The sequence below is a fragment of the Paenibacillus pini JCM 16418 genome (genome assembly GCF_000576305.1).
GTDB lineage: Bacteria > Bacillota > Bacilli > Paenibacillales > Paenibacillaceae > Paenibacillus_AQ > Paenibacillus_AQ pini.
Map to the genome: position 1 here is coordinate 217,201 of NZ_BAVZ01000001.1, position 12,001 is coordinate 229,201.

The 12,001-nt window shown below is 41.9% G+C and carries 9 protein-coding genes and 1 pseudogene; 7 read left to right on the forward strand and 3 right to left on the reverse strand.

Annotated elements, in window-relative coordinates:
* Nucleotides 1-8 precede the first annotated feature (8 nt).
* Both sufB and JCM16418_RS01055 read left to right on the forward strand, forming a co-directional pair.
* On the forward strand, nucleotides 9-1,412 hold the full coding sequence (gene sufB / locus JCM16418_RS01050) for a Fe-S cluster assembly protein SufB (protein WP_036645305.1): 1,404 nt from the start codon (nucleotides 9-11) through the stop codon (nucleotides 1,410-1,412).
* 294 nt (nucleotides 1,413-1,706) lie between these two features.
* The gene (locus JCM16418_RS01055; RefSeq protein ID WP_036645308.1) at nucleotides 1,707-2,282 is read left to right on the forward strand and encodes a TMEM175 family protein; all 576 of its coding nucleotides are present in this window, start codon (nucleotides 1,707-1,709) and stop codon (nucleotides 2,280-2,282) included.
* A gap of 290 nt (nucleotides 2,283-2,572) precedes the next feature.
* Here the strand turns inward: JCM16418_RS01055 and JCM16418_RS01060 are convergent, their stop codons facing one another.
* The 3 genes and pseudogenes from JCM16418_RS01060 to JCM16418_RS01070 all read right to left on the reverse strand — a co-directional run bounded on the left by JCM16418_RS01060 (nucleotide 2,573) and on the right by JCM16418_RS01070 (nucleotide 4,808).
* The gene (locus JCM16418_RS01060; RefSeq protein ID WP_036645311.1) at nucleotides 2,573-2,809 is read right to left on the reverse strand and encodes a hypothetical protein; all 237 of its coding nucleotides are present in this window, start codon (nucleotides 2,807-2,809) and stop codon (nucleotides 2,573-2,575) included.
* A gap of 124 nt (nucleotides 2,810-2,933) precedes the next feature.
* Nucleotides 2,934-3,991, reverse strand: a pseudogene (locus tag JCM16418_RS01065) (HD-GYP domain-containing protein).
* A gap of 88 nt (nucleotides 3,992-4,079) precedes the next feature.
* Nucleotides 4,080-4,808, reverse strand: coding sequence for a molybdenum cofactor biosynthesis protein MoaE (locus tag JCM16418_RS01070; RefSeq protein ID WP_036645314.1), 729 nt, complete (start codon nucleotides 4,806-4,808; stop codon nucleotides 4,080-4,082).
* A 130-nt stretch (nucleotides 4,809-4,938) separates the two neighbouring features.
* Between JCM16418_RS01070 and JCM16418_RS01075 the strand changes: the two genes are divergently transcribed.
* From JCM16418_RS01075 to yfkAB, 5 genes are all read left to right on the forward strand, one after another.
* Nucleotides 4,939-6,375, forward strand: a complete 1,437-nt coding sequence (locus JCM16418_RS01075; protein ID WP_036645317.1) for a bifunctional metallophosphatase/5'-nucleotidase — start codon at nucleotides 4,939-4,941, stop codon at nucleotides 6,373-6,375.
* 26 nt (nucleotides 6,376-6,401) lie between these two features.
* Nucleotides 6,402-7,229, forward strand: coding sequence for an undecaprenyl-diphosphate phosphatase (locus tag JCM16418_RS01080; RefSeq protein ID WP_036645320.1), 828 nt, complete (start codon nucleotides 6,402-6,404; stop codon nucleotides 7,227-7,229).
* Nucleotides 7,230-7,353: 124 nt separating this feature from the next.
* The gene (locus JCM16418_RS01085) at nucleotides 7,354-8,439 is read left to right on the forward strand and encodes an HD-GYP domain-containing protein (RefSeq protein WP_036645323.1); all 1,086 of its coding nucleotides are present in this window, start codon (nucleotides 7,354-7,356) and stop codon (nucleotides 8,437-8,439) included.
* A 37-nt stretch (nucleotides 8,440-8,476) separates the two neighbouring features.
* On the forward strand, nucleotides 8,477-10,708 hold the full coding sequence (locus tag JCM16418_RS01090) for an MMPL family transporter (RefSeq protein WP_036645326.1): 2,232 nt from the start codon (nucleotides 8,477-8,479) through the stop codon (nucleotides 10,706-10,708).
* A 115-nt stretch (nucleotides 10,709-10,823) separates the two neighbouring features.
* Nucleotides 10,824-11,957, forward strand: a complete 1,134-nt coding sequence (gene yfkAB, locus JCM16418_RS01095; RefSeq protein ID WP_036645328.1) for a radical SAM/CxCxxxxC motif protein YfkAB — start codon at nucleotides 10,824-10,826, stop codon at nucleotides 11,955-11,957.
* Nucleotides 11,958-12,001: the final 44 nt, after the last annotated feature.

Consider the following 12,001-nt stretch of genomic DNA (forward strand, 5'->3'; position numbering starts at 1 on the left):
TTTTACCCATGGCTAAGAAATCGCCAGAAGTTGTTGAAGAAGAATATAAATACGGGTTCCGTGATGAACATAAATCCATATTTCAAACAGGTAAAGGCTTGACTCGTGAAGTTGTAACTGAAATTTCCAAAATCAAGAATGAACCGCAATTCATGCTAGACTTTCGTCTAAAGGCATTGGAGCAATTTGAGAAAATGCCTATGCCGAAGTGGGGCGGAAATATGGATGACCTGGATTTCGAAGATATCCAGTACTATGTTAGACCGTCTGAGAAGCAAGGGAAGACATGGGAAGAGGTTCCTTCTGAAATCAAAGAAACGTTTGATAAATTAGGTATCCCGGAAGCTGAACAGAAATTCCTAGCAGGTGTATCGGCTCAGTATGAATCTGAAGTCGTTTACCACAGTATGCAAAAGGAACTAGAAGATCAAGGCGTTATCTTTACAGATACTGACACAGCACTAAGAGAATATCCAGAGCTGTTCAAGGAGTATTTTGCAACGATCGTTCCTCCTTCTGATAATAAATTTGCAGCTTTGAACAGTGCAGTTTGGTCAGGTGGAAGTTTCATTTATGTTCCTAAAGGCGTCAAATGTGAAGTTCCACTGCAAGCCTATTTCCGTATTAACTCGGAGAATATGGGTCAGTTCGAGCGTACATTGATTATCGCTGATGAAGGAAGTTTCGTTCACTACGTTGAAGGTTGTACAGCTCCAATCTACAGCACGAACTCCCTGCATAGCGCAGTTGTTGAGATTATTGCTCGTAAAGATGCTCGTGTTCGTTATACAACGATCCAGAACTGGGCTCCTAACATTTATAACTTGGTTACGAAGCGTGCTGTTGCAGAAGAAAATGCAACGATGGAATGGGTTGATGGTAACATCGGTTCCAAACTGACGATGAAATATCCAGCAGTTATCCTAAAAGGTCGCGGCGCTAAAGGTATGGTATTGTCAATTGCTGTTGCAGGTAAAGGTCAGCATCAGGATGCTGGTGCTAAGATGCATCACTTGGCTCCAGACACGACTTCTACAATCGTATCCAAATCGATTAGTAAGCACGGTGGTAAAGTAACGTACCGTGGTCTTGCATCCTTTGGACGTAATGCAGAAGGTGCTAAAGCCAATATCAAGTGTGATACACTGATCATGGATAATGAATCAACGTCAGATACGATTCCTTACAATGAAATCATGAACGATAATATTACGCTTGAGCATGAAGCTACAGTATCCAAGGTTTCAGAAGAGCAATTGTTCTATCTGATGAGCCGTGGTCTTACGGAAGCAGAAGCTACGCAAATGATCGTTATGGGCTTTATCGAGCCGTTCACGAAGGAACTTCCAATGGAATACGCCGTCGAAATGAACCGTTTGATCAAGCACGAAATGGAAGGCAGTATCGGTTAATACGCCACAAATGTTGGTACAACAACGTTTGTAAGCTGAAATTATAAGAGAAAACTTGGGTCGTGCCGAATTCGTGCCGATTCAGTTTTCTCGCTTTGTGTAGGAGGCGAACTTTTTAAGTTCGTCTTTTATTTTTTGTTAGTTATATCGAGATATGTGTCCACTTCTTACTTAAGATCTGTTGGAATATAAAATTTCACTTCGTGAAAGTTTTACTTGAAAAGATGAAGGATTGTGTTAATTTATTGATATTGCATTGATTAAAGAGCGCGAAGCGAGAAAAGGTGAATTACTCTGAAAGCGAATCGGATGGAAGCGTTCAGCGATGGTGTGTTGGCAATCATTATTACGATCATGGTGCTGGAATTTAAAGTTCCGGAAGGTCATGACTGGCATGCATTGATCGAACTTGGCCCAAAGGTTATTAGCTACATCTTTAGTTTTGTATATGTTGGCATCTACTGGAACAATCATCATCATCTGCTGCACATGGTTCGAACGATGAGCGGTCGGTTGATGTGGCTTAACCTATTGCTACTTTTCTGGTTATCCCTTGTGCCGTTCACGACAGCTTGGATGGGGGAGAACCATTTTGCTGCCACACCAACAGCGTTATACGGTATTGTTTTATTACTTGCAGCGCTTGCATACTGGCTGCTTCAGCGCGCGATTATTAACCAACATTCGAGTGATTCCTCATTTGTTCTAGCGATGGGCAAAAACTGTAAGGGAAAATTATCTCCCTTACTCTACTTGATCGCGGTCTTGACAGCATATGTTAGTCCTTGGATATCCGGCTTCTTTTTTGTACTTGTTGCTGTGATCTGGTTCTTGCCAGATAAGCGAATCGAGTATATCTTGCGAGACTGAGGATGCTAAAATCGATTTGCTTGAGGGTGCACTAACACTTACGACAAGCACATTGAGCCAACAATTAATAATTGTTGGTTTTTTTCTGTCGTTTCTGCACGCATAGGCGCAATAATGACAGCACCCATTGAGCTTGTGAAAAGATATAAAGCATGGGTTAATTAAGCATGACATGGAAGGCAGTATCGGTTAAATTAATACCACACTTCTAAATATAGTCAATAAAAAGGACTCTGCAGAACTAGCAGAGTCCTTTTTATTGTAAATATTGAGCTAGCTTACTGGCTCGATTACATCGATTCAAGAATTTCTATAGCCTCTTCTACGTTATCAACTTCACCAACGGCTGATTTTTGTAAAATTTCTTGATCACATGTTGCGCAATCTACATGTACTTCACAGTATCCTAAACCATCATCATTTACTCCATCGGTCCACCAAAGATTAACGTTCGCAGCTTCTTTTTGACATTGATTGCAGTACAAGTCATTATCTGTTGTATTGATTTGGCTGGATGCAATGATCATTTTATGTTCACCTCTTATTTGACTTAGTATCATCATTCCCGAACTTTTGTTATTTATTTGCGTTATCTCTATAAGGATAGATTAAAAAACAGGTCCCCTTGAAGGAGACATGCTATAGCCGTTGTTACATGTAAATTTGTTCAATTGAAATTTCACGTTCGGTAGATAAGTTAGCAAACCGTTCATCAGTTTGCACCAATGGACGGAAGAAATCGGCCGGATTGGTCATAACGATAATACCATTCTCACCTGAAGTTAGCAGTACTCTCTTGCCAATAAAGTTCGGAATCATATGTCTAATAAAGATTTGAGTAGGTTTAGCGCTCAGTTTGCCAAAGCTGAGGCCATACAGCTCCCGTAGAACAGCTAGTAATTCCTGCTTGGACTGATATACACGGTTTGTAGTCATGGCACTAAATACATCGGCCACTGCGGTGATTTGGGAAAATGGATGGATATCATTCTCTCCGCGAGCATTCGGATAGCCACTACTGTCGCCACGTTCATGATGCTGAAGTGCGACGAGAGCGGATACCTCATCTGAAGTGGAGTCCCGTATAATATCATAGCCGTAGACGGTATGACGTTTCATTTCTTTATATTCTTCTGCTGTTAGTTTGCCTGGCTTATTTAGCAAGCTTCCGGGAATCATACATTTACCAACATCATGTAGATAACCTGCTCTCCCTGCCGCATAGGCTCATTCTTGGAGTAACCGAGCCATGTAGCTATGTAGTAAGATAGTATGCTTACCTGCATGGAGTGGTTGTACGTATAGTCGTCCTCATGGTTAAAAGCGAGCATTAGTGATACAACGTCTTTCTGTTCTTTCAATTGGTCGATGAGAGGTTCTAAGATGTCATCAACGACTGTGTTGTTAAATTTTCCAGTCGCTAATGCTTCAATAAAAAGAGACTCAAATCCGTTTACAGCGTTTTCGAGATGAGGTTTGGTTCTGAGTAGTAATTCCTGCTGAAGAGGATGGATGTCAAAAGAACGATCAGCTTCTTCAGCGATGAAAGCAGTCTCTATGTCAACATAATTCACTCCGTGCTGCATCAGCTTACTGATTTCTTCACTTTGTAGATAAGTGCCCTTCTGCAATACATGCAGTCCTAACTCATTATAGGTGTCTGTCTGCAGAAGATCCCCTGGCTTCAAATCCGTGACATGCACTTTCAAGCAAAAGTCACCTCGTTCTTTCAAAATTCGACATGGTTTATGTCAAATATCATAACAAGAAAAATTTGGATTTACAACGCCAATATTGTTATATAACAGGATAAGTGGTTGGGTCCCAAGGCCCAGTCTGATGACCTTTCCATTCGGAGCCATCTTCCCATATTTCTTTTTTCCAAATAGGGACTGTATTCTTGAGTTGTTCGATTGCGAAACGACTAGCTTGATAACAGGTATCTCTATGTCCTGTTGAGACGGCTATGATTACACTAATTCCTTGAATATCGACTGTGCCAATGCGATGAGAAATCGCACAAATCGCGTCAGGCCAGCGTTCTTTGAGTTCTTTTCCTATCGCTTGTAGCTGTGCTAATGCCATAGGAATATATGCTTCATACTCTAAATGAACGGTGCGTTGAGCTCCGGTCATTTCACGTGTCGTGCCGATAAAAGAAAGTGTAGCTCCATGGTTAGAATGAAGGACTTTAGACGTCACTTCTTCAATTGACAATGGTTCTTCCGTAATGGAATACAGACCGTCTTCCGATTGAACGGTTTTGTTGTCTTGTCCATCTCCTCCTGAGACGGGTGGGATTAGGGCAATTTCATCATTTTGCGTAATAAGCGTCGTAGCAGGAGCATATTCCTGATTGACGGCGAGGAAAGAGACAGCGATCTGTGCCGTTGCCTCTGGATAAGCTTCGGAGAGCTTTATTTTCAACTGGTCGGCTTGGATTGACGATTCTTCTATAGTAAAGTTGAGTACTGATGTTTGAAGCCGTTCTGCAAGACCGGCAAATAATTGAATACGTAATTGCATTTTTTCCACCTCGGACATGGTTGTTTTTAGGTCTTCAATATACCATAATCGGTATGAAAATGTTATGCTTATGCCTTAGTGACAAGAAGTAAAGCAGCAGGTTAAACGTGGAGAAGGGGAGGATACAATCATGCGGTTGGATCAGCCGAAGTCTATTACGATATTGCATACCAACGACATTCACAGCCATTTTGAACAAGTGAGTTCAATCGCTGCTCTGATTACCCACGAAAGGGAGCAAGCTAAAGGTAGTCCTCTACTTGTGCTAGATATTGGTGATCATATGGACCGAGCCGCTGTCGAAACCGAAGGTACTATGGGTGCCGTTAACGTTGATATATTGAACCTTAGTGGATATGATGCTGTAACAATCGGGAATAATGAAGGGCTTACCCTCACACCTGAAGTACTATCGAATACTTATGCGGGTCTTATGGCCCCTATTATATGCTCTAACATCATAGAGCAAACCAGTGGTGAGCCTCCTTGCTGGATGAAGCCAAATGCAATCTTAGAGCGAGACGGTATCCGTATTGGAATTACAGGAGCAACCGCACCATATGACACGTTTTATCAATTAATAGGTTGGAGTTCATTGGATCCTCTTGAATCGATACGTACTCAGGTTGAATGGTTACGACCTCAAGTGGATATTGTGATTGTATTATCCCATTTAGGACTTACAACGGACGAAGGGCTTGCGGAGAATGTGCCAGGAATTGACCTCATTCTGGGCGGACACACGCATCATCTTCTAGAAGAACCACTCTTAATTGGACAAACTACGGTCTGTGGTGCTGGGAAATTTGGACAATATGTAGGCAAAGTGGTGATGCAGCAACAGTCGGATGGATTGTTCAAGGTTATCAAAGGCGAGTGTTTGCAAGTAAATACAGATATACTTGATGAACAAGTGAGCAATGCACTTGTAACGCATCGTATAAGAGCAGAGGAATCGCTTGGTGATGGTGTAGTCATCACAGAACAGCCTATTTCCATTCGTTATGATGAAGAATCACCTTTTGGCAATCTGTTAGCACAATCGGTACGGCAATTTACCCAAACAGACCTGTCCATTGTTAATACAGGTCAGCTACTGGGAGACTTGCCTTCTGGGGAGATCACGACAGGGCTGCTCCATCAGTTATGTCCTTCTCCCATTAATTCTTGTGTCATTTTTCTGAAGGGGCATGATATAAAAGCGACATTGGAACAGAGTTTACTCGAAGAATATCAACAAAAAGAGATTCGAGGATTTGGATTCCGAGGCGAAATACTTGGTAATATTGCTATTGACGGTATGGAAGTCTTGTATGATTCCAGTAGAATCCCTTATGATAGAGTAGTCCAAATCACACTGAATGGAACTCCTCTGCTTATGGAGCAGGCATATGAAGTCGGAACTCTAGATATGTTCACGTTCGGGATTGGTTATGAGAACATATCAAAAGGAAGGGATGCTGCATTTTTTCTTCCGGAATTTATAAGGGACTTACTTCGTCTAGAATTGCAACGCCCAGGTAGTCTGGATCAAATTCAGCAGAAAAGATGGATTGAAGTTAGATAAGAAGATGTTATTTTGAGGAGGAGAACATGGACACACTTACGTCTATAATTTTGGGCATCGTAGAAGGCATAACGGAATTTATTCCAGTATCTTCAACCGGCCATATGATTTTGACATCTAAATTGTTAGGGTATAACGATCAAGACCCAACGATGAAGACATTTGAGATTGTTATTCAGCTTGGTGCAATTCTGGCGATAGCGATTGTGTATTGGCGTCGAATTTTGGACCTACTCGGCATTAAGAAAAGCCAGCGAACTCATGGGGGATTATTCCCAGCGAAAAAATTGAACTTGCTTCACATTATTATTGGTATTGCTCCTGCACTGATCGTAGCGTTTTTTGCTAGGGATTTCATTAAAAGTTTATTTAGTGCAAGTACAGTTATTTGGGCACTTGTAGTAGGCGGCTTGTTTATGATTTTCGCAGAATGGTTTAATAAATCTAAGGCTAGAATTACAGCTGAAGAAATGGATGACCTTACCTATAAGCAAGTGTTTATGATCGGAATTTATCAAATTTTGTCTGTTCTATGGCCAGGCTTCTCTCGTTCGGGAGCAACCATCTCTGGAGGTATGCTTAGCGGAGCTAGTTATAAAGCTTCGGCTGACTTCTCTTTCTTGATTGCTATTCCTATTATGTGTGCCGCAGCAGGTTATGAGCTCTTAGACTCTTATAAGTATATGACAAAGGATACACTTGGCATGTTTGTCATCGGTTTTATTGTCGCTTTTGTTGTGGCTTATGTGGTCGTTAAGATTTTCATGAAATTTATTCAAAAGATCAGATTGACCCACTTTGCAATTTATCGGTTTATACTTGCGGCTGTTTTCTGGTTGTTTATAATGCGTTAATGCTGCTGTGACGATATAGTTAAATGGATAATTTCTGTCTCTCGAAGGATGTTGGCATACTTGATATTGATAGACAGCTGTTAGGCCAATACTCAAACGAGATTAAAGGCAGGAGAGGATTTATTTGCGTTTGTTACCTGTGCAGTTGCTTCGTGAAAAAATGAAAATAGGTAAAAAAATATACAATGATGAAGGTGTTATTCTGCTAGCGGATGGTGTCGAATTAACACCACATCTGATTCGTCGTCTCGTGGAACTGGATATAGGTTATGTATACATAGAGGATCATCTGTCTGAAGGCATACATATTCCAGAAATGCTACAGGAGGAGACGCGTCGAAATGCTCTTCAGAAATTACGTCATAACTTTCAACGACTATCAAGCGCATCTTCTATTACGAAAGGTTATCACCACTTAGGTAAGGAATTCTCTGGAGTGATGGAGTCTATCATTGAAGATATTAGCTCTCAAGAAGACTCCATGATTATGTTAATGGATATGAATACAACAGATCACTATCTGTATAAGCATTCTCTTAACGTATGTGTGTATACACTCGTTTTGGGGATCGCGGTTGGTTATTCCAAAGATCAGTTGATGGTGCTTGGCTTGGGATCACTTTTGCATGACATTGGTAAAACACAGATTCCTCAAAAATTATTGTTCAAGCCACAAAAGCTTGATGACGAAGAATATCGGCAGATGCGTGCCCATGCGGAAATTGGTTTTCGCATCTTAAAAGATGAGCCTAACGTTCCACTTCTTGCTGCTCACTGTGCGCTGCAGCATCATGAACGTTATGATGGATCTGGTTATCCCCGTGGTTTAAAAGGTAGTGAGATTCATGAATATGCTCAGCTGCTGGGACTTGCTGATTCGTATGATGCTTTAACTTCGCACCGGATCTATAGGCCAGCAATGCTGCCGCATCAAGCAGTAGAGGTTCTTTATGCAGGTTCTGGTACGTTATATAGTCAGCGTATTCTTGAAATTTTTCGCGACAAAGTAGCCATTTATCCACCTGGAATTATGGTGAATTTGAGTACAGGTGAGATGGGGGTTGTCGCAAGGATTAATTCGGATACACCACATCGTCCAGTTGTACGTGTTATTACGAATCCATCAGGAGAAACTTTACAAGTTCCTTATGAATTGGATCTCGCTAAATCCTTGTCGGTCATTATTACCGGAGTTGAAGGAGTAAAGTGAGCTAGCATTTCTCTACAGGGGACAAGGGGGCAGATCCATGAAACAACGACACAGAGAAAATGTTCGGTCATGGGGGAGTGTGATGTTCCGCTATCGCTGGGCGGTCGTTGTTTTATGGATCTTTTTGTTATGTTTTCTAGCTTTGTTCGCGTATCGTACACCTTCACTTCTTCATGAAAATGGCTTTGCTCCAAAAGGCAGTTCCTCTGTCTTAGGTATTGAGGTATTGGAGAAGCAGCTAGGTATGTCCTCGGCATCCATTGAAATTGTGATGGAGAGTATCAAGGGTGAAAATTTGACAACAACGGCATCTCAGCAACGGATTTGGTCGGAACTGTCTTCATTACGAAGCAAGCCATTTGTGAAGGACATGTATACAAGCATCGTAACTCGCAAGGCTGGCGAGGACGGAATTACAGCAGTAACCGTTCTTCTTAACCTTACGCCTTCCGAGGCCCTTCAGCAGTTTGACACCATAAGGGCGGCTGTACCTCAAGTTAGTGGAACGAATACATACATTGCCGGCAATACAGCGGTATATAGTGACTTGAATATGGCTGTCAAGCGTGATATAGTCCATGCGGAAATCTGGGGGATTCCCATCGCTCTGCTGATCCTTCTGTTTATATTTCGAACGCTACCGGCGGCATTGGCGCCCCTTATTATCGGGTTATCCAGTGTTACCATCACGATGGGCATTCTTTATTTTTTTGCGCTTGCTGACCATTCTATAAGTAATTTCACACCAAATATGGTGACCATGCTAGGTTTAGCCGTTGGTATTGATTATGCTTTAATCATGGTAAGCCGTTTTCGTGAAGAGCTACAGAGTAAAAGTACCGAAGAAGCTCTGGTTAACACATGTAGGTCTGCTGGAAAGGCAGTTCTTTTCTCTGGCCTTGCTGTTTGGGCAGGGCTATTTGCTCTAAATGGCATCCGTTTGCCCGTATTTTATTCCCTATCTCTAGGTGGAATGCTGGTAGTCATGGTTTCTGTACTGGCAGCTTGTACGTTACTTCCTGCATTGTTAGGTATTATGGGACATCGAATCCATGCTTTGCCAATAAAATTATTAAGAGGACCATCACGCTTGGGAGCAAAACGTGGTGATTTGTTTGGCCGTGCAATCCATCTTGTAATGGCTAGGCCAGTTGTGACAGTAATGCTGGTCATGGTGGTTCTTGTGGCAGCAATGCTTCCTGCTGCGAATATGAAGCTTGGGATACCTTCGTCTGAAATGCTTCCTCCAACATATGAATCACGTTACGGTACAGAGCTTATGAAAAAGGTGTATGAAGTCAAAGAAATAAACTCGATTCAAATTGCTGCTGTACTTAGCCAATCATTTGATGATCCCCTTAGTGTAAAACAAGTAAAGGCCTATATGTCTTCTCTGCGAAAACTTCCGAATGTGAACAGAGTAGAGAGTTATGCAAGTCTCATTACGGGTTCTAAGTCTGTGGATGAGGCATTGACGCCAGGAGTTCGGCAGCAAATAGAGAGCAGACATGTAGCAATGGGAAAGGCTATCGTAGTCGCTGTGGTTCCTGAGTATGGGGAGACAGATGAACGTACGATGAAACTAATAAAGGAGATACGCCGCATTCAGCCAGAGGGGATGAACATATTTGTTACCGGTTCACCTGCCTATAAATTGGATATTATGGATCGAATTCTTACAGGACTTCCCTTTGTAATTGGCTTCGTGTTCGTAACGACATATCTAATATTGTTCGCTGCTTTTCGTTCCGTGCTTCTGCCTCTAAAAGCGGTCCTTATGAATGTCCTTAGTCTTGGAGCCAGCCTCGGTATCGTTGTGCTTGTGTTTCAGCATGGGTATGGGGCAGACTTTTTTCAAGTTAGTTATACCGGAAGCGTATTTGCACTTCTTCCTGTTTTAATATTTTGTGTAGTGTTCGGCATATCTATGGATTATGAAGTGATGATGCTCTCGCGTATTATGGAAGCTTACAAGCGCACTGGAGATAATGAACGAAGTACCATAACAGGTTTGCAACAAACAGGAGGTATAATTACTGGAGCAGCATGTATCCTTGTTGCCGTTGTCGGTGCTTTTATTTTTACAGATAATGAAGTGATGAAAGCTATTGGCCTTGGGCTAACGACGGCCGTTATCATTGATGTTACGATTGTCAGAATGATGTTGGTGCCAGCCTTAATGAAGCTGCTCGGAAATGCCAATTGGTGGATGCCAAAGTTCTGTTCAGCACCAGAGGAACGCGAAAATAAGCAGGTTGAAACTCCTTAAGCTGGTGCGCTTTAGAAAAGAAGTCATGAGTGGCAGAGGTGATTTCATCGACTTCGTGGTATGATATAGAGTAGTTCATTTATTTGGTTTAAATAAAGAAGTAAGGTGAGGAAATATGAATACTGTGAATACAAAGTCATCATTAACACCTATTACCCCTAGATTTGATCCATGGGACCCGATCGATTCTCTTCGTACATATGGTCAGCATGTGCTAACTAGTGTCGAAATGACTGTCACTCATTTATGTAATATGCGCTGTGAGCATTGTGCTGTGGGCGATATGCTTGTGATGAAAGAAGCGGAGTTTCTGCCGCTGGATTTAATGATGAAGCGTCTTGACGAAGTGGAGCACCTTCAGACGATCAGTTTAACTGGAGGAGAACCCTCTTTTCGTGAAAAAACAGTGGATGAGGTTATCGTACCTCTGCTTCAGTATGCCAAGAAACGGGGTATTCGTACTCAGATTAACTCTAATTTAACGCTGGATATTAGCAGGTATGAAAAGTTGCTTCCTTATTTGGACGTGATGCATATTTCATTTAATTATTTGAATGGCGACGACTTCCATGAAGTTGGTTTTGCTAATACGCTTCACCCAGTTCCGAAAGAGACGGCTTACCGCCTTTACGATACTATGATGGAAAATTCGCGTAAACTCAGTGAGGCCGGGATGTTTATATCTGCAGAATCGATGATTAATTATCGCACGCATACGAAGCTGGGTGAAATCCATAAACTAATCAAAGAGATGGGCTGTAAACGCCATGAAGTTCACCCTATGTATGCATCTAACTTTGCCTCGAAGCTCCCAGTGTTATCTCTTGGAGAAATGAGACTTGCGATAGACCATTTGCTTGATTCGCGTGATCCGGATATTTGGATGTTATTTGGTACACTTCCTTTCTACGCCTGTAACGATAATGAAGAAGACTTACGATTGATCCGTCGTTTATCGAATGAGCGTAATGTAACGGTACGCAACGATCCAGATGGACGTAACCGTGTTAACGTAAATCTATTCTCAGGTGATGTATATGTAACTGATTTTGCGGACATCGCCCCTTTTGGAAACATTCAGAGCCGTGGGCTGGATGACATTTTTACGGAATGGCAAACAGGACATCCACTAAATCAAACCGTTAATTGTCATTGTGATGCAGTGGGATGCTGTGGACCCAATCTGTTGGTAGCCGATATGTATTATAAAGATCTTAATTTTACCATAAGGAAAGCAAACACATTATAGGAATGGGGAGTTCATATTGGACGGGGAGATTGAGATAGGAAAAC